17 protein-coding genes are annotated in these 17,760 nt (G+C 69.8%); 3 read left to right on the top strand and 14 right to left on the bottom strand.

Features of this window, described 5'->3' with window-relative positions; genetic code table 11:
• Positions 1–4: 4 nt before the first annotated feature.
• The 6 genes from hemB to ABZ707_RS23320 all read right to left on the bottom strand — a co-directional run bounded on the left by hemB (position 5) and on the right by ABZ707_RS23320 (position 6,419).
• Positions 5–1,003 carry a porphobilinogen synthase gene (gene hemB / locus ABZ707_RS23345; protein ID WP_360178244.1) on the bottom strand — a complete coding sequence of 333 codons (999 nt, stop codon included), beginning with the start codon at positions 1,001–1,003 and terminating at the stop codon, positions 5–7.
• Entirely contained in the window at positions 1,000–2,655 is a 1,656-nt protein-coding gene (locus ABZ707_RS23340) for a bifunctional uroporphyrinogen-III C-methyltransferase/uroporphyrinogen-III synthase (protein ID WP_360178241.1), read from the bottom strand. Before ABZ707_RS23340 ends, hemB begins: the two co-directional genes overlap by 4 nt.
• The gene (hemC, locus tag ABZ707_RS23335) at positions 2,652–3,629 is read right to left on the bottom strand and encodes a hydroxymethylbilane synthase (RefSeq protein ID WP_360178238.1); all 978 of its coding nucleotides are present in this window, start codon (positions 3,627–3,629) and stop codon (positions 2,652–2,654) included. The genes ABZ707_RS23340 and hemC overlap by 4 nt, the downstream gene beginning before the upstream one ends.
• Positions 3,626–4,981, bottom strand: coding sequence for a glutamyl-tRNA reductase (locus ABZ707_RS23330; RefSeq protein WP_360178235.1), 1,356 nt, complete (start codon positions 4,979–4,981; stop codon positions 3,626–3,628). The genes hemC and ABZ707_RS23330 overlap by 4 nt, the downstream gene beginning before the upstream one ends.
• The gene (locus ABZ707_RS23325) at positions 4,978–5,766 is read right to left on the bottom strand and encodes a redox-sensing transcriptional repressor Rex (RefSeq protein WP_360178232.1); all 789 of its coding nucleotides are present in this window, start codon (positions 5,764–5,766) and stop codon (positions 4,978–4,980) included. Before ABZ707_RS23325 ends, ABZ707_RS23330 begins: the two co-directional genes overlap by 4 nt.
• 365 nt (positions 5,767–6,131) lie before the next feature.
• Positions 6,132–6,419: a glutaredoxin family protein gene (locus ABZ707_RS23320; protein ID WP_360178229.1), complete on the bottom strand. Its 288-nt coding sequence runs from the start codon at positions 6,417–6,419 to the stop codon at positions 6,132–6,134.
• Positions 6,420–6,569: 150 nt separating this feature from the next.
• On the opposite strand from ABZ707_RS23320, the gene ABZ707_RS23315 reads away from it, so the two are divergent.
• The 3 genes from ABZ707_RS23315 (at position 6,570) to ABZ707_RS23305 (ending at position 10,165) form a co-directional block, all read left to right on the top strand.
• The gene (locus ABZ707_RS23315; RefSeq protein ID WP_360178226.1) at positions 6,570–7,511 is read left to right on the top strand and encodes an HAD-IB family hydrolase; all 942 of its coding nucleotides are present in this window, start codon (positions 6,570–6,572) and stop codon (positions 7,509–7,511) included.
• 367 nt (positions 7,512–7,878) lie between these two features.
• A complete protein-coding gene (locus tag ABZ707_RS23310; protein ID WP_319679882.1) occupies positions 7,879–8,673 on the top strand; it encodes an ECF subfamily RNA polymerase sigma factor, BldN family in 795 nt (264 codons plus the stop codon).
• 286 nt (positions 8,674–8,959) lie between these two features.
• Entirely contained in the window at positions 8,960–10,165 is a 1,206-nt protein-coding gene (locus ABZ707_RS23305) for a DUF5667 domain-containing protein (RefSeq protein WP_360178223.1), read from the top strand.
• Between the two features lie 163 nt (positions 10,166–10,328).
• Here ABZ707_RS23305 and ABZ707_RS23300 read toward each other — a convergent pair whose 3' ends face one another.
• From ABZ707_RS23300 to ABZ707_RS23265, 8 genes are all read right to left on the bottom strand, one after another.
• On the bottom strand, positions 10,329–11,489 hold the full coding sequence (locus tag ABZ707_RS23300; RefSeq protein WP_360178220.1) for a lysophospholipid acyltransferase family protein: 1,161 nt from the start codon (positions 11,487–11,489) through the stop codon (positions 10,329–10,331).
• A 1-nt stretch (position 11,490) separates the two neighbouring features.
• On the bottom strand, positions 11,491–12,528 hold the full coding sequence (locus ABZ707_RS23295; protein WP_360178217.1) for an NAD-dependent epimerase/dehydratase family protein: 1,038 nt from the start codon (positions 12,526–12,528) through the stop codon (positions 11,491–11,493).
• Between the two features lie 322 nt (positions 12,529–12,850).
• Positions 12,851–12,949 (bottom strand): AURKAIP1/COX24 domain-containing protein, encoded by a 99-nt coding sequence (locus ABZ707_RS23290; RefSeq protein ID WP_003948845.1) that lies wholly within the window; start codon positions 12,947–12,949, stop codon positions 12,851–12,853.
• A 275-nt stretch (positions 12,950–13,224) separates the two neighbouring features.
• Positions 13,225–13,437, bottom strand: a complete 213-nt coding sequence (locus ABZ707_RS23285; protein WP_014046653.1) for a helix-turn-helix domain-containing protein — start codon at positions 13,435–13,437, stop codon at positions 13,225–13,227.
• A 128-nt stretch (positions 13,438–13,565) separates the two neighbouring features.
• On the bottom strand, positions 13,566–14,381 hold the full coding sequence (locus ABZ707_RS23280; RefSeq protein WP_360178214.1) for a phosphatase: 816 nt from the start codon (positions 14,379–14,381) through the stop codon (positions 13,566–13,568).
• Between the two features lie 154 nt (positions 14,382–14,535).
• On the bottom strand, positions 14,536–15,708 hold the full coding sequence (locus ABZ707_RS23275) for an acetoin utilization protein AcuC (protein WP_360178211.1): 1,173 nt from the start codon (positions 15,706–15,708) through the stop codon (positions 14,536–14,538).
• Positions 15,677–16,891, bottom strand: a complete 1,215-nt coding sequence (locus tag ABZ707_RS23270) for an MFS transporter (protein WP_360178208.1) — start codon at positions 16,889–16,891, stop codon at positions 15,677–15,679. Before ABZ707_RS23270 ends, ABZ707_RS23275 begins: the two co-directional genes overlap by 32 nt.
• Positions 16,892–16,961: 70 nt before the next feature.
• Positions 16,962–17,612: an HAD family hydrolase gene (locus tag ABZ707_RS23265; protein WP_360178205.1), complete on the bottom strand. Its 651-nt coding sequence runs from the start codon at positions 17,610–17,612 to the stop codon at positions 16,962–16,964.
• Positions 17,613–17,760 lie beyond the last annotated feature (148 nt).

The following is a 17,760-nucleotide window of genomic DNA, read 5'->3' as shown; positions in this document are numbered from 1 at the left end:
TCGCTCAGAGCCCGCGCAGTTTCTGGGCGACCTCCGTCGCCCAGTAGGTGAGGATCATGCCCGCGCCCGCCCGCTTGACGCCGGTCAGGGTCTCCAGGATCGCCGCGTCGCGGTCGATCCAGCCCTTCTCCGCCGCCGCCTCGACCATCGCGTACTCACCGGAGATCTGGTACGCCGCGACCGGCACGTCCACCTCGGCCGCGATGCGCGCCAGCACGTCCAGATACGGCAGCGCCGGCTTGACCATCACCATGTCGGCGCCCTCGGCCAGGTCGAGCGCCAGCTCCCGCAGGGACTCGCGCACATTGGCCGGGTCCTGCTGATACGTCTTGCGGTCGCCCTTCAGCGAGGAGCCCACGGCCTCCCGGAAGGGGCCGTAGAACGCCGACGAGTACTTCGCCGTGTAGGCCAGGATCGACACATCCTCCTTGCCGATCGTGTCCAGCGCGTCGCGGATCACACCGACCTGGCCGTCCATCATCCCGCTCGGGCCCACCACATGGACGCCCGCGTCGGCCTGGACCTGCGCCATCTCGGCGTAGCGCTCCAGCGTCACGTCGTTGTCGACGCGCCCCTGGTCGTCCAGCACTCCGCAGTGGCCGTGGTCCGTGAACTCGTCCAGGCACAGGTCGGACATGATGACCAGCTCGTCGCCGACCTCCGCCTTCACCGCGCGGACAGCGACCTGGAGGATGCCGTCCGGGTCCGTGCCCGCCGTCCCCGCACCGTCCTTCTTGGCCTCCTCGGGGACCCCGAAGAGCATGATCCCGGAGACCCCGGCGGAGGCTGCCTCCACCGCCGCCTTGCGCAGGGTGTCCAGCGTGTGCTGGACCACCCCGGGCATCGTGGAGACGGGAACGGGCTCGGCGATCCCCTCCCGTACGAACGCGGGAAGGATCAGATCCGCCGCGTGCAGCCGCGTCTCCGCGACCATCCGCCGCATCACCGGATTGACCCGCAGCCGCCGGGGCCGCGAACCGGGGAAAGAACCGTGCGTGATCACGTGCGCCTCCTGCGCGATCCGGGCCGGCGCTCGCTCGGCCTGGTGACGTGTTCCCCCGCTTCGACCGCCGCGGCCCGGCGCGCCGCGCCGAACGCGGCGAGCGCCTCGGCCAGCTTGTGCACCGACGGCTCGGGCGAGAGAACGTCGACGCGCAGACCGTGCTCCTCGGCGGTCTTCGCCGTCGCGGGGCCGATGCACGCGATCACCGTCACATTGTGCGGCTTGCCCGCGATCCCGACCAGGTTCCGCACGGTCGACGACGAGGTGAACATGACGGCGTCGAAGCCGCCGCCCTTGATGGCCTCACGGGTCTCGGCGGGCGGCGGCGAAGCGCGCACCGTCCGGTACGCCGTGACGTCGTCGACCTCCCAGCCCAGCTCGATCAGGCCCGCCACCAGGGTCTCGGTGGCGATGTCCGCGCGCGGCAGGAACACCCGGTCGATCGGGTCGAACACCGGGTCGTACGGCGGCCAGTCCTCCAGCAGCCCGGCGGCGGACTGTTCGCCCGACGGCACCAGGTCGGGCTTCACCCCGAAGTCGACCAGGGCGGCCGCGGTCTGCTCGCCCACCGCGGCGACCTTGATCCCGGCGAAGGCACGGGCGTCGAGCCCGTACTCCTCGAACTTCTCCCGTACCGCCTTCACCGCGTTCACCGAGGTGAAGGCGATCCACTCGTACCGGCCTGTGACCAGGCCCTTGACCGCGCGCTCCATCTGCTGGGGCGTGCGCGGCGGCTCGACCGCGATCGTCGGGACCTCGTGCGGGACCGCGCCGTACGATCTGAGCTGATCGGAGAGCGAGGCGGCCTGCTCCTTGGTCCGCGGCACAAGGACGTTCCAGCCGAACAGCGGCTTGGACTCGAACCACGCGAGCTGGTCGCGCTGGGCGGCGGCGCTGCGCTCACCCACCACGGCTATGACGGGCTGGTGCCCGTCCGGCGACGGCAGCACCTTGGCCTGCTTGAGTGTCTGCGCGACGGTGCCGAGGGTGGTGGTCCAGGTGCGCTGCCGCGTCGTCGTCCCGGCGACGGTGACGCTCATCGGGGTGTCCGGCTTGCGGCCCGCCGCGACCAGCTCACCGGCGGCGCCGGCCACCGACTCCAGGGTGGCGGAGACGACGACCGTGCCGTCGCTCGCGCCGACCTCGGCCCAGCAGCGGTCGCTGGCGGTCCTGGCGTCCACGAGACGCACGTCCGTGCCCTGCGCGTCACGCAGCGGGACCCCGGCGTACGCGGGCACACCGACCGCGGCCGCGATGCCGGGGACGACCTCGAAGGCGATGCCCGCGGTGGCGCAGGCGAGCATCTCCGAGCCCGCGTCGCCGTCCAGCCCCGGGTCCCCGGAGACCGCACGGACCACCCGCTTGCCGCCCCTCGCGGCCTCCATGACAAGATTGACCGCATCCCGGATCGCGGGGATCCCGGCGGTTTTTGACGCATCGTCAACAACCGTCAGTGCAGGCGTGCTCACACCCGCCCTGGCATGGCTGCGTACGACGTCGAGCACATCCGGCTCGGCGATCAGTACATCCGCCCCCGCGAGCGCCTCTACGGCGCGCAGTGTCAGCAGGCCCGGATCCCCGGGTCCGGCACCGAGGAAGGTGACGTGCCCCGATGCGGAGTAGGCCGAAAGGTCAGAGGTGGTGGGGCTCAATGTGCTCGCTCCCCCATAAGACCGGCCGCACCCTTGGCGAGCATCTCGGACGCGAGTTCGCGACCGAGCGCGACGGCGTCGCCGAGCGACGTGGGTACGGGACCGGTGGTGGACAGCTGCACCAGCGTCGAGCCGTCGGTGGTGCCGACGACGCCGCGCAGGCGCATTTCGTTGACAACCTGTCCGTCGGCCAGCAGGTCGGCCAGCGCACCCACAGGTGCGCTGCAGCCGGCCTCCAGGGCGGCGAGCAGGGAACGCTCGGCGGTCACGGCGGCCCGGGTGCCCGGGTCGTCGAGCTCGGCGAGCACGGCGGCGAGGTCGGCGTTGACCGCGGCGCACTCCACTGCGAGGGCCCCCTGGCCGGGGGCGGGCAGGACGGTGTCGACCGGCAGGAAGTCGGTTACCTCACCGATCCTGCCGATCCGGTGAAGCCCCGCCGCGGCGAGCACGACGGCGTCGAACTCCCCGCTGCGGACATGACCGATCCGGGTGTCTATGTTTCCCCGGATCGGGACGGTCTCGAAGGCGAGGCCGTGGTCGCGGGCGTACGCGTTGAGCTGCGCCGCCCGGCGCGGCGACCCCGTACCCACCCGGGCCCCCCGGGGCAGCCGGTCCAGCGCCAGCCCGTCCCGTGCGACCAGGACGTCCCTCGGGTCCTCCCGGCGCGGCACGGCGGCCAGCGTCAGCTCGTCGGGGTGGGCCGTCGGCAGGTCCTTGAGGGAGTGCACGGCGAAGTCCACCTCGCCGCGCAGCACCGCCTCGCGCAGAGCCGTGACGAAGACGCCCGTACCGCCGATCTGCGTGAGATCCTCGCGCGACCTGTCGCCGTACGTGGTGATCTCCACCAGCTCCACCGGCCGGCCGGTCAGCTCGCGCACCGCCTCCGCCACAAGCCCGGACTGGGCCATGGCGAGCTTGCTGCGTCTGGTTCCCAGTCTCCATGGCTTCTCGGGCCTCAGTGACTTCTCGGTCATACTCGCCCTCTGCCTACACCGTCGGTGTCATTCAGGTCGGCCCGGCTGACGGCGGCGACCGTCTGCGGGTCGAGGTCGAAGAGTTCTCGCAGCGCGTCCGCGTATCCGGCGCCGCCGGGCTCGCTGGCGAGCTGCTTGACCCGCACGGTGGGCGCGTGCAGGAGTTTGTCGACGACGCGGCGCACGGTCCTGGTGACCTCGGCCCGCTGCTTCTCGTCCAGATCGGGGAGCCGCCCTTCGAGCCGCGCGACCTCGCTGCTCACCACATCGGCGGCCATCGCGCGCAGCGCGACCACGGTCGGCGTGATGTGCGCGGCGCGCTGGGCGGCGCCGAAGGCGGCCACCTCGTCGGAGACGATCGTGCGCACCTGGTCGACATCGGCGGCCATGGGCGCGTCGGCCGACGCCTCCGCCAGCGACTCGATGTCCACGAGCCGGACCCCGCCGAGGCGGTGCACGGCGGCGTCTATGTCCCGGGGCATGGCCAGATCGAGCAGCGCCAGCGGCGCCTTGCGCCCGTACAGCGCCGCCTCGACGTCGGCGGCGGTCAGTACCAGACCGGTCGCGCCCGTACAGGACACCACCACATCGGCCCGCGCCAGCTCGTCGGCGACAGCGCCCATGTCCACGGCGCGCGCGGTCACGCCCGTGCCGCCGGGCTCCGTGAGGATCTGGACGAGCCGGTCGGCGCGCGCCGCCGTGCGGTTGGCGATGACGATCTCGTCCACGCCGGCCCGTGCGAGGGTCGCGGCGGCCAGCGAGGACATCGAGCCCGCGCCGATCACCAGGGCCCGCTTGCGCTTGGCCCAGGCGTCCACGGCCGCACCGGCGGCGAGCTGCTCCAGACCGAAGGTGACGAGCGACTGCCCGGCCCGGTCGATGCCGGTCTCGCTGTGGGCGCGCTTCCCCACCCGCAGCGACTGCTGGAACAGATCGTTGAGCAGCCGGCCGGCGGTGTGCAGCTCCTGCCCCTGCGCCAGCGCGTCCTTGATCTGCGCGAGGATCTGCCCCTCGCCGACGACCATCGAGTCCAGGCCGCAGGCCACCGAGAAGAGATGGTGGACGGCCCGGTCCTCGTAGTGCACATAAAGATAGGGAGTGAGCTCCTCCAGGCCGACACCGCTGTGCTGCGCGAGCAGCGTGGACAGCTCGGCCACTCCGGCGTGGAACTTGTCGACGTCGGCGTACAGCTCGATGCGATTGCAGGTGGCGAGCACGGCGGCCTCCGTCGCGGGCTCCGCCGCGAGCGAGTCCTGCAACAGCTTGACCTGCGTGTCGGTGGGCAGCGACGCACGCTCCAGCACACTCACCGGTGCGGTGCGATGGCTCAGTCCGACGACCAGAAGACTCATGCCGGCATCACCGCGGGAACGTCCCCGTCGGGTCCCTTCCGGGTCGCGGCGACGGCGTCCGTCGCGCTCTCCACGGCGCTGTCCCGCTCGACGGGCGGCGGGACCACCTCTGTGGCGGCTTCCTCACCGGCCTTGCGCTGCTCGTGGAAGGCGAGGATCTGGAGCTCGATGGAGAGGTCGACCTTCCGCACGTCCACACCGTCCGGCACGGAGAGCACGGTCGGCGCGAAGTTGAGGATCGAGGTGACACCGGCGGCGACCAGCCGCTCACAGACCTGCTGGGCGGCGCCCGCCGGGGTGGCGATGACGCCGATGGAGACGCCGTTGTCGCTGATGATCCTCTCCAGCTCGTCCGTGTGCTGGACCGGCATTCCGGCGACCGGCTTGCCGGCCATCGCGGGGTCGGCGTCTATCAGTGCCGCCACCCGGAAACCGCGGGACGCGAAACCGCCGTAGTTGGCCAGGGCGGCGCCGAGATTACCGATGCCGACGATCACAACCGGCCAGTCCTGGGTGAGCCCCAGTTCGCGGGAGATCTGGTAGACGAGATACTCGACGTCGTAGCCCACGCCCCGGGTCCCGTAGGAACCGAGGTACGAGAAGTCCTTCCGCAGTTTCGCGGAATTGACCCCGGCCGCGGTCGCGAGTTCCTCGGACGAGACAGTGGGGACGGACCGCTCCGAAAGAGCGGTCAGCGCCCGCAGGTACAGCGGAAGCCTGGCGACGGTGGCCTCGGGGATTCCTCGGCTACGGGTCGCCGGTCGGTGAGTTCGGCCAGTTGCCACGGTGCTCCTGCGGGATGAGCGGGGCTGCAGGCGGCCGTATGTCCCAGGACCGCCCCGTCGAATGCAGGCTATGTCTTTGTGAACGCGTGCACAAAGATTGTGTCCGTTTTGTCCGTGCAAAGTGACCGGCGTCACGCGTCCGGATCTCGTGATCGCGGAACCGGCGACCGGATCGTCCCGTTGCACATACGAAGGGGGCAAAGCCGTACACACTCCTTACGAATACGCCCCCGCGACCGCTCTCCGCGTCCTTCCGGGACCGGCCCCGGCATCTCCGGCGGCGACTGCCGGACCGCGTCGGGATCCGGACCGCGACCTCCCGGAGAGACCCGGCGAAGCGCCCACGATGGTAACCGTCTTTTCGGTCAGGCCCCCAGTTCCCGGCGGAGCCGGCCGGCGTCCACCCGCCAGAACGTGTGCTGCTCCCCGTCCACCAGCACCACCGGGATCTGCTCCCAGTACGCGCGGTTCAGCGCCTCGTCCTGGGTGATGTCCTTCTCCTCCCAGGACGCGCCGGTCTCCGCGCACACCGCCTCGACCACCGCACGGGCGTCGTCACAGAGGTGACACCCCGGCTTCGAGAGGAGCGTCACCACCCGCTCGGCAGCCGTTCTCCCGGTCTTCTTCGTCGTACGCCGCAACAGAGGACTCATACAGCCATTCTCCGCCTCCGCGCGGCCCGGGGTCGCCGGTCCTCCACAGCCCGGCCGCTATAGCCCGATTAACGTACCGGTCGCGGAGAGTTCACCCCACCGCGTCCCCGCCCGTCAGGAAGTCCCGAACAGACTGGCTATGCTCACGACATGGCCGCACTGGGATGGCTCACCCCCCGCAGGCGCTCCGCCACAGCCAGGAGCGTTCTCGCGGGCGAGGCCGCAGCCGAAGCCGGGCTCAAGTCGACACAGGAGCCCCACAAGACCGACACCGCTGCCGCCGCCGTGGCCGCCGTGGTGCCGGACTTCCCCGTGTTCGGGGACGCCCGCGCCGCCGCCTTCTTCGATCTCGACAACACCGTGATGCAGGGCGCGGCGATCTTCCACTTCGGCCGCGGCCTGTACAAGAGGAAGTTCTTCCAGCGCCGCGAGCTCGCCCGGTTCGCCTGGCAGCAGGCCTGGTTCAGGCTGGCCGGCGTCGAGGACCCCGAGCACATGCAGGACGCCCGCGACAGCGCCCTGTCCATCGTCAAGGGCCATCGCGTCTCCGAGCTGATGTCGATCGGCGAGGAGATCTACGACGAATACATGGCCGACCGCATCTGGCCCGGCACCCGCGCCCTCGCCCAGGCCCACCTCGACGCGGGCCAGCAGGTCTGGCTGGTCACGGCCGCGCCGGTGGAGACCGCGACGATCATCGCCCGCCGCCTCGGCCTGACCGGCGCCCTCGGCACCGTCGCCGAATCGGTCGACGGCGTGTACACCGGCAAGCTCGTCGGCGAACCGCTGCACGGCCCGGCCAAGGCCGAGGCCGTCCGGGCCCTGGCCGCGGCCGAGGACTTCGACCTGGACCGCTGCGCCGCGTACAGCGACTCGCACAACGACATCCCGATGCTCTCGCTGGTCGGACACCCCTACGCCATCAATCCGGACGCCAAGCTGCGCAAGCACGCGCGCCGGCTGGAATGGCGCCTGCGCGACTACCGGACCGGCCGCAAGGCCGCCAAGGTCGGCATCCCGGCGGCGGCCGGAGTGGGCGCGCTCGCCGGGGGCACCGTCGCCGCCGTGGCCCTGCACCGCCGCCGCAGGTAGCGCCGCCGGCCACCACCCCTCGCCCCGTACGGCCCCGGTTCCGGGGCCGTACGCATGTGCGCGCGGACCGTCAGGACGTTCTACTCGTACGACCCCCGCGACACTCCCGACGCACCCACTCAGGCACAACCCATCACGCGACCAGACAGATCTTGACGCTATCTGACTAATAAACGGTCACCATGTGCGACTTGATGCGTCGCCGAGGCGGCACGGAAGCGACGTAATCGATGATTTGAGCAACTGGGTGTAGCGCTGCCTGTACGAAGCGTTATTCTCCTCAGACGCATACCGGACCCCACACGTCGCCACGACGAGTGAACGGTCCCGCACTGCACGTGATGGAAGCTCTGCCTCTGGGAGTCCCGTGTACCCACACGTCGGGGTTGACGCCTCGGGCCTGGCTACGCTGCGCGCAACGGTCCTCGACCACTTGCGCGGCTTCGTCCCCACCGCGTACGCCGTACCCGCCTTCGCCGCACCGGCCCCTGCCGTGAGCGGCCCTATCGGATCTTGCTATGCCCTGGCGAACGGCGGTGCGGCGGTCGGCAGACGGGGAAGCCGAAGCAGCGCCGCCGCCTCGACCACCGCTCGCCGGCCCACCGCCGACAGCGACAGCGCCCGCATGATGGAACTCGTCGAGCGCGCCCAGGCCGGTGAGGCCGAGGCCTTCGGCCGGCTGTACGACCAGTACAGCGACACCGTCTACCGCTACATCTACTACCGCGTGGGCGGGAAGGCGACCGCGGAGGACCTCACCAGCGAGACGTTCCTGCGCGCGCTGCGCCGGATCTCCACCTTCACCTGGCAGGGGCGCGACTTCGGTGCCTGGCTGGTCACGATCGCAAGGAATCTGGTCGCCGACCACTTCAAGTCGAGCCGTTTCCGACTGGAAGTGACCACAGGCGAAATGCTCGACGCCAACGAGGTCGAGCGCAGCCCCGAGGACTCCGTCCTGGAGTCCCTTTCGAACGCGGCCCTGCTGGAAGCCGTACGGAAACTCAACCCCCAGCAGCAGGAGTGCGTCACTCTGCGCTTCCTGCAGGGACTCTCGGTCGCCGAAACGGCCCGGGTCATGGGGAAGAACGAAGGAGCGATCAAAACCTTGCAGTACCGGGCTGTCCGCACGCTCGCCCGGCTGCTCCCGGAAGACGCCCGCTGACCGCCCACTCACCCCCGTACCGCCGCCCCGCTCCGTCCGCCTCCGTGTATCCCGGTCCACTTCCACCACGGACTCAACTCACAGTCGGTGACGCCTCGATGACGCGCTGGTCCGATCATCCGTCGCGCGTAACCCATGTGCCGCGCCGCTCGTTGTGCGGGATGCAGGCTCCCTGCGGTCACGCCATGCCCGCCCCCACTCACTCAATCGTGTGGATGTGCTCAAGGCGTGCAACCTTCCGGACCCCCAGGGGAGTCGATCGTCATGACGAGAGGAGGTGCCGCCAGTGATCGCGAACATTTCGGCACACCGGCGGGCGAACGCCTTCGCCCAGGCCCTGGAAGACCAGACGGTCCAGGGCGCGGCGGCCGAACAGCCCGCCGAGTCGGCCGAACCGGCCGAACAGGGGCGGCTGTTGGCCCTGGCGAGTGGTCTCGGCGAGCTGCCGAAACCCACGCTGGACCCCGAGGTCAAAGTGGTGCAACGGGCCCAGCTCGTGGCAGCCATGGAGGCCATGCTGCTGGAGGGCGCAGCCACCGGGGGCGCGTCGTCGGGCCCCGCCGTGCCCGAGCAACGGAAACCGGGCCGGGGCGCCCACCGGGCCTCCCCGCTCCGCAAACTGCGCCCCAGAACGCGCTGGTCCAAGAGCCTCGCGGCCGGCGGACTCACGGTCGGTGTCGCGGCCGGAGCGTTCGGCGGGGTGGCGGCCGCCAGCTCCGACGCCCTGCCGGGTGACTCGCTGTACGGGCTGAAGCGCGGCATGGAGGACTTCAAGCTCAATCTGGCAAACGACGAGTCCGACCGCGGCGAGCTGTATCTCGACCACGCCTCGACCCGGCTCAGCGAAGCCCGCCGACTGATGGAGCGCGGCCGTTCCGGCCAGTTGGACCATGAATCCCTGGGCGAGATCAGACGCACTCTGAGCGGTATGAAGCACGACGCCACCGAGGGCCACCGCCTGCTCCACCAGGCGTACGAACGGGACGGCTCGCTCGGCCCGATCGCCACCCTCTCGTCGTTCTCCGCCTCACACCGCCAGGCGTGGAACGGGCTCCGCGACCGGCTTCCGGTCCAGTTGACGGACGTGGGCAACGAGGTCAACTCGGTGTTCGACGCCATAGACCAAGAGGTCGCTCCGCTGCAGTCCCTGCTGCCGCCCGCCCGCGAGACCCGGGGCGCCACCCGTCCCGGCTCCACCCAGGACACCTCCGGCGCCGGCCGTACGAACGGCCCCTCGCCCTCGTCACCGAGCGGACACGACGGCCACTCGCATGCCAGCGACGGACCGAACCCGTCGGGGACGGGCTCGGACAGCTCGGCCGGAGACGGTTTCTTCGACGGCTCCGGCGGTCTGCTCGACCCGCCGCTGAACAGCGTCACCCCGTCGCCGTCGGAAAACGGCTCCGCCCAGCCCGGTCCCGACGTCACCATCCCGCCCCTGCTGCCCGACCTGCTGCCCGGGCTGAGCTTCGACGCAGAGGACGACAACTAGATCGGGGCTTCCAGATCGGGGCTTCCGTTCGGATGTCGTCCGGTCAAGAGACATGGCTCCGGTCGAGAGACATGGCTGAGGCGCGGTACTCCTCGGGGGAGTACCGCGCCTCGGCCTTTTCTCACGCCGGATGCCGACGGCCGGACATCAGAAGAAACGGACGTCAGAAGAACACGGACCGCCGCTGCACCAGCAGCTTGTAGAGCGTGTGCTGGATCTGCTCCCGTACCTGATCCGTCAGGTTGAACATGAGCATCGGGTCCTCCGCCGCCTCCGGCGGATAGTTGTCCGTGGAGATCGGCTCGCCGAACTGGATCGTCCACTTCGTCGGCAGCGGGAGCACTCCGAGCGGACCCAGCCAGGGAAACGTCGGAGTGATCGGGAAGTACGGAATGCCCAGCAACCGCGCCAGCGTCCTCGCGTTGCCGATCATCGGATAGATCTCCTCGGCCCCCACGATCGAACAGGGCACGATCGGCACCCCCGCCCGCAGAGCCGTCGAGACGAATCCGCCCCGGCCGAAGCGCTGAAGCTTGTAGCGCTCGCCGAACGGTTTCCCGAGGCCCTTGAAGCCCTCCGGCATCACCCCGACGACCTCACCCCGCTGCAGAAGCCTTTCCGCATCCTCCGCGCACGCCAGGGTATGGCCGGCCTTCCGCGCCAGCTCGTTGACCACGGGCAGCAGGAAGACCAGGTCCGCGGCCAGCAGCCGCAGATGCCGGCCCGCCGGATGGTTGTCATGGACGGCGACCTGCATCATCAGCCCGTCCAGCGGCAGCGTCCCGGAGTGATTGGCCACCACCAGCGCCCCGCCGTCCGACGGGATGTTCTCGATGCCCTTGACCCCGACCCGGAAGTAGTTCTCGTAGAGCGGCCGGATCAACGACATCAGGACCTGGTCGGTGAGTTCCTTGTCGTACCCGAACTCGTCGACCTCGTAATCACCGGTGACCCGGCGGCGCAGAAAAGCCAGCCCGCCGGCGATCCGCCGCTCCCAGCCGCTCCCCTTGCCCCGTGGTCCGGCCTCGCCGGTCTCCGCGGGGACCTCGGGGCCGCCGGGAGCCCCGGCCCCGGCATCCTCCGGCGGCCGCTCGTCGGCCGCCCGGTCCCCCGCGGTACGGTCCTCCGCGGCCCGGTCCGCCGGCCGCTCCTCCGGTGAGGGCTCCGGTACGGGCGTCAGCGGACCCTGTTTGCGGCCCTGCCCCTGCCCCTGCCCCAGCGAACGCTTCGCGGCACCGTCCTTGGCCTGTTTGGGCCGGCCACCGGCGGAGGCACGCCTCGACCTCGGTTCGTCACCGAAGGGAATGACCTTGGCATCGGCCATGTCAGGTGCGCTCCTTGCTGACAAGAGTGGAGAGCCGGTCGACCGTACGAGCCACCGCCTCCGGCGGCAGCAGCCCGGCGCCCCGGCCGCGCGCGAAGTCCGCGAAAGTCTCCGCCGTCGTATACGTGGGCACAAAACCCAGTGTCTCGCGCATCTGGTCCGTACTGACAACTCGGCCGTGCGTCAGCAGCCGGATCTGCTCCGGCGAGAAGTCCGTCATCCCGATCGTGCGCAGCGCCGAGCCGACCCAGGTCACGGCGGGCAGCGGGACGGGCACCGTGGGCCGCCCCAGCCGCCGTGAACACTGCGAGAGCAGCAGCACGCCCGCACCGGCGACATTGAATGTTCCGCTGTTCAGCGTCCCGCGCCGGGGTTCGTCCGAGGCGATCAGCAGCACATCGATGACATCGTCCTCATGGACGAACTGCAGGCGCGGGTCAAATCCGAAGACCGTCGGCAGAACCGGCAGCGAGAGGTATTCGGCGAACGGAGAATCCGCCGCGGGCCCGAGGATGTTCGCGAACCTCAGCACACAGACGGCCACATCCGGCCTGCGGCGCGCGAAGCCGCGTACATATCCCTCGACCTCCACGGCGTCCTTGGCGAAACCGCCGCTCGGCAGCGCTTTGGGCGACGTGGTCTCGGTGAAAACCGCCGGGTCACGGGGCGCCGCGCCGTACACGCTCGTACTGGACTTGACCACCACACGCTTCACGGCGGGCGACTTCTGGCAGGCGCCGAGGAGCTGCATCGTGCCGATGACATTGGTCTCCTTGACCGTGGCACGGCCGCCGGTCCCCAGCGGAGTACCCGTCACATCCATATGGACGACGGTGTCGACATGATGCTGCGCCAGGACGCGCGCTATCGCGGGCTGGCGGATATCGGCCTGAATGAATTCCGCGGCACCGAGCTGGTGCTCAGGAGGGACCGCGTCCACAGCGATCACCCGGTCCACGTCGGAATCGCGCTGAACGCGCCGCACAAAACGGCCTCCGAGCTGCCGGGCCGCTCCGGTCACGAGCACGACCTTGCCCAAGATCCGCGCCTTCCCCTAGGTCTTCCAGGTCCTGATCGACCGATGTTCGTGGATGAGCCCTCGGCGTCCGGCGCGGCGCGGCGAAAGGCGAAAGAACGTCCTCGTACTGGACGTACATGGACGACTCCGACAACACAGCGGGCACTACCGGGCTTCGCCGGCCCGTGAGGATCGACCGGACAGGGCCTGAGCGTCACCGTAGCCGGTCGGCATTGCACGGGCATGACCACGCGGCACGCTTGACGGCTTATTGGCCGAACAAAGACCGCGGCCCCTCCACCAGATCGGTGGAAGGGCCGCGAAATACACGAACAGCCGCCGCTTACTTCTTGTTGCGACGCTGAACGCGGGTGCGCTTGAGCAGCTTGCGGTGCTTCTTCTTGGCCATCCGCTTACGCCGCTTCTTAATAACAGAGCCCACGACTACCCTCGCTCACTTCTCTTCACTCGGTGCGGGGCGTCTGGGCCCACACGACCTACGTCGGCCTAGCCTACCCGTCGCCGAGTGAGGGACGTAATCCGAGGGCACACCCCAGGGCCTGTTGCGAAAGTCTCGCCCGGCCCGCGACGACGGCTACGGCACCTCGCCGCGTTGTCGGAGCGCCCGAATACATCCAGTATGCGGGCGCCCCTCCGCCGTGCGGCGGACCGCATCCGGCGCCGCTCGCTGATCCACCAGGGATTACGGGACAACCCTCAGGCGGACTCAACCCCCACAAAGGACTCGCGGAGGTACTCGTGAACCGCTTGCTCCGGAACCCGGAAAGACCTGCCCACCCGGATCGCCGGCAGATGACCACTGTGCACCAACCGGTACACGGTCATCTTCGACACACGCATCACCGAGGCGACCTCCGCCACGGTAAGGAACTTGACCTCGTTGAGAGGCCTCTCGCTGCCAGCAGCCATGACCCACCTGTACCTTCCGCACACGACGGCCACCGGCTTCCCCTCCGGTAACTCTTCGTCGCTGTGCGCTCACACCCCAGACTAGGGGCGGGTGATACGAGTGGGGAAGAGGAGTAGCCTTCGGCCGCCTACTGTGACAGACACGCTCGATTGAGTACATAGCGAGTAAGCGGCCGGTAGTAAGCAGATCGCACCGCATCATCAAGCGGAACAGCGACGGACACTCGCCCCTCGGCCTCGCCGACGAACAGCGCGGGATCGTCCGTATCGGCCAGGCCAATGGCCTCAATCCCGAGCTGACCTGCACCGCAGACCCAGCCATGGTCCCCGACGACCAGCTCGGGAAGCGGCCCTCCGGCCTCGGCCAGCCCGTCCAGCGCCACCCGAAGCGGCAGCGGCGAATGGGTGTGTGCGCCGGGCTCACTCCCGGCGCACCCGGCTCCTGGTTCCCGCACCAACGCCACACCCCCTACGTAGCCGAGGTGGTACGTGCGTACGCCGAACCGGGTCGTTATGTCGATACATCTCCCCTGCGCCGGGGTGAGGACGAGACATCCCGCCGCCGACAAAGCGTCTGCGAGACCTGCGTAGAACCCCAGCAACCGGTGCGGATGCCCCGTTCCGAACAACACCGGAACCCGGTGCGCCGCGGCTTGGCGCAGCCGCCCGGCGAACGCGTCCAGCGCGCTGAGCGTCCGCTCCGGATCGATCACATCCGGACCCGACACATGATCGGGATCGCTCGAAACCCCGCACTTCTCGGCCATGAGCTGGAGCAAGTCCCTTTCGGCCCATGCCCATTCGGGATCAAGCCCGAGCGTCACCCGGGGATCGCGGGCAGCGAAGAGACGGTAGCTGCGCAGGCTCTCCTCCCGCGACGTGGCCACGGGACCGGCCAGCCTGGCCGCCAGCAGATGCGCCCGCAGCGCTCCGGTGCTCAACACCCTGCCGATGCTCCCGGTTCCGGCGTCTCTCCGGGGCGGAACCCCGGATTCTCCGCACAGTTGGCGTAACAGCCGGCGGTCCCGGGGCCCGCGCAGAAGGCCCCGCGCCTGCCCCGGCGGGCCTCCCGCCGCGGAGGCTGTCAGGGGAGGGCCCTCAGGCCAGCAGCCCCCGCAGCGGGAAGACCGCCTTCCGCGTGGCCAGGATCGCCTGGTCCAGCCGGTCCGCAGGGTCATAACCGCTCTCCCACGACCGCCAGGCCGGCGTCCGGCCGTCCGTCATCCGCCCGGGGCCCAACTGGCGTGTCCGTGCGTACACCTCGTCCCGCCACGACGCCGGTATCACCGACTCCGGATCGACCGGCTCGTGCGCCGCGATGCCCACCAGATGCGTCCAGGACCGGGGCACCACATCCACCACCGCGTAACCGCCGCCGCCGAGCGCGACCCACCTGCCGCCGTCGGCGTGCTCGTGCGCCAGATCGTGGCAGGCCGCCTGCACCGCACGCTGCGCGTCCAGCGACACCGCCAGATGCGCCAGCGGGTCCTCAACATGCGTGTCCGCGCCGTGCTGGGTCACCAGCACCTGCGGCCGGAAGTCCGCCAGCAGCTCGGGCACCACCGCGTGGAAGGCCCGCAGCCAGCCCTCGTCCCCCGTCCCGGCCGGCAGCGCCACATTGACCGCGCTGCCCTCGCCCGCACCGGCGCCGGTCTCCTCCGGCCGGCCGGTGCCCGGGAAAAGCGTCCGTGGATGCTCGTGCAACGAGACCGTCAGAACGCGCGGATCCTCCCAGAACACCGCCTGCACACCATCCCCGTGGTGCACATCCACATCGATGTAGGCGACCCGCTCCGCACCCAGCTCAAGCAGGCGCGCGACGGCCAAGGCGGCGTCGTTGTAGACACAGAACCCGGAGGCGGAGCCCGGCATCGCATGATGCAGCCCGCCCGCGAAGTTCACGGCGTGGGCGGCCTCACCGCGCCACACCGCCTCGGCCGCGCCGACTGATCCCCCGGCGATCAGCGCCGACGCCTCATGCATCCCCGCGAAGGCCGGATCGTCCATGGTGCCCAGGCCGTACGAACCGTCGGCGACCCGCGGATCCAGCGAGACCCGCCGCACCGCGTCCACATAGTCCTGGTGATGCACGAGCCGGAGCGTCGAATCCCCGGCGGCCGGCGCGGACACCACGTCGACCGCTCTGTCGAGCCCGTACGCCCGCACCAACCCCATGGTCAGCGCCAACCGGACCGGGTCCATCGGATGGCCGGCCCCGAAGTCATAACCCGTTACTGCGTCATCCCACATCAACCGTGTACGGCCGCTCATGTCCGCCACCGTATCGGGCCGGACCCGCCCCGAACGAGCGGGCGTACACCAGGGTCACCAGGACCATCACCATCGGCACCAGCATCGCGCCCCGATAGCTCCACACGTCCCCGAGCGCCCCCACCAGCGGGGCCCCGATCAGAAAACCCACATAGTTGAAGATATTGAGCCGGGCCACGGCTGCGTCGCTGGCACCGGGAAAGAGCCGCCCGGCTGCCGCGAAAGTCGCCGGCACGATCACACACAGCCCGAGCCCCAGCATCGTGAATCCGGCGATCCCCACCCACGCCCCTGGCGCCAGCGCCACCACCGCGAACCCGGCCGCCGCCAGCAGAGCCCCGCCCCGCACAACGGCCACCGCCCCGAACCGCCGCACCCCGAGATCCCCGACCGCCCGCCCCAGCAGTGTGGTGACCATATAGGCGTTGTACGGGACGGTCGCCAGCTCCTCCGAACCGCCCAGCACATCCTGAAGATATTTCGCGCTCCAGTTCGACACCGTGGAATCACCGATGTACGCGAAGGCCATCACCAGGCAGAGCGGCAGCAGAAGCCTGAACGCCACCGGCCCCCCACCGTCGCTCTGCCCCTCGCTGTCGGCGGCATCGCCTACCTGTTCACGTTCGGCCTCCACATACCAGCGGCTCCCCACCAGCACGGCCGCCAACAGCACCGCCACCGGGGGCAGATAGGACAGCGGCAACGACCAGTCCCCGTGCGCACCCGCCCAGGCCAGCGAGGCCCCGATGATCCCGCCCAGGCTGTACGCCGCGTGGAAGCCAAGCATGATGCTGCGGCCGTACGCCCGCTGAAGGCTCACTCCGAGCATGTTCATCGACGCGTCCAGCACGCCGACCGCGAGCCCGAACACCCCCAGGGCCAGGGCGACATGCCACAGCCGGTTCCCCGCTCCGACGCCGAGAAGAGCCAGCAGCACGAGGGGCTGCGCCCATCGCAGCAGCACTCCGGGCCGCACCCGCGCCACCAGCTTTTCGGTGAGAACGCTGCCGATCCCGGCCAGGACCGGCACCACGGCGAGAAACGCCGGGAGAAGCCCGTCGGATATGCCGTACCGGTCCTGGATGGCGGGGATACGGGTCACCAGCAGGGCGAAGGTCACCCCCTGGACAAGGAAACTGAGCGCAAGCGAGACCCTGCCGTGCCGTACACGCGCATCCGTCATGGCCGGACAGCGTAGGGCGCCTCGCTACTCGTGGGTAGACGGATCGGGCAACGGATCCGCCCATGCCGTCTCAGACAGGGCTCAGGAGTTCCGGCAGGTGCGCCATCCTGGAGAAGTAACCGGTCGCCCCGGTCAGCTTCTCCACGGGCGTCATCGCGGTGAACGCGTACACATCCATGCCCGCGGCCCTGGCGGCCGCGACCCCGAGCGGGCTGTCCTCCACGACCGCACAGCGCTCCGGGGCCACCCCCATCCGCGCGGCGGCATGGAGGAAGAGATCCGGTGCCGGCTTGCCGCGTCCGACGTCCTGCGCGCTGAAGACAATGTCGTCCCCGAACCAGCGGTCCAGGCCGGTTTTCCGATGCCCGACCCTGATCCGCTCATGGCTGCCGGACGAGGCGACGCAGTACGGCACCCCTTCGGCGGCCAGCTTCTCCAGCACCTCGACCACGCCGGCGACCGGCTCCAATTCCCTTTCGAAAGCGGCGAAGACCCTGGCGTGCAGCGTGTCGTCGAAGTCGGCGGGCAGCCGCTGCCCGGTCCGCGCCTCCACGAAGTCATGCACGCGATGTACGGCGGCTCCCATGTAGTCCCGCAGGGAGTCCTCGTAGGACGTGGGATGTCCGAGCTCGGTGAGATAGCCGGCCAGGATCGTGTTGGAGAGGGGCTCGCTGTCGACGAGGACACCGTCATTGTCAAAAATGATCAGCTCGTAGCGCATACCTCGACCCTAAACCGGCCCTGAAAAACTGGCTTTGAACGCAGGAATGCCCCGTACCTAAAGGCACAGGGCATTCCCACAACAAAAGTTCGGCGGCGTCCTACTCTCCCACAGGGTCCCCCCTGCAGTACCATCGGCGCTGTGAGGC

Origin of the sequence: Streptomyces sp. NPDC006923 (assembly GCF_040635655.1) — a bacterium.
In the GTDB taxonomy this organism is placed as follows: domain Bacteria; phylum Actinomycetota; class Actinomycetes; order Streptomycetales; family Streptomycetaceae; genus Streptomyces.
This window is presented reverse-complemented; position numbering and strand designations above follow the sequence as displayed.

Excerpts from the sequence above, each read along its gene's own strand:
- ABZ707_RS23300 (WP_360178220.1), bottom strand. The coding sequence starts at position 11,489 with ATGGCCGATGCCAAGGTCATTCCCTTCGGTGACGAACCGAGGTCGAGG.
- ABZ707_RS23270 (WP_360178208.1), bottom strand. The coding sequence starts at position 16,891 with ATGACGGATGCGCGTGTACGGCACGGCAGGGTCTCGCTTGCGCTCAGT.
- ABZ707_RS23315 (WP_360178226.1), top strand. The coding sequence starts at position 6,570 with ATGGCCGCACTGGGATGGCTCACCCCCCGCAGGCGCTCCGCCACAGCC.
- ABZ707_RS23330 (WP_360178235.1), bottom strand. The coding sequence starts at position 4,981 with ATGAGTCTTCTGGTCGTCGGACTGAGCCATCGCACCGCACCGGTGAGT.
- ABZ707_RS23275 (WP_360178211.1), bottom strand. The coding sequence starts at position 15,708 with ATGAGCGGCCGTACACGGTTGATGTGGGATGACGCAGTAACGGGTTAT.
- ABZ707_RS23320 (WP_360178229.1), bottom strand. The coding sequence starts at position 6,419 with ATGAGTCCTCTGTTGCGGCGTACGACGAAGAAGACCGGGAGAACGGCT.
- ABZ707_RS23285 (WP_014046653.1), bottom strand. The coding sequence starts at position 13,437 with ATGGCTGCTGGCAGCGAGAGGCCTCTCAACGAGGTCAAGTTCCTTACC.
- hemC (WP_360178238.1), bottom strand. The coding sequence starts at position 3,629 with ATGACCGAGAAGTCACTGAGGCCCGAGAAGCCATGGAGACTGGGAACC.
- ABZ707_RS23265 (WP_360178205.1), bottom strand. The coding sequence starts at position 17,612 with ATGCGCTACGAGCTGATCATTTTTGACAATGACGGTGTCCTCGTCGAC.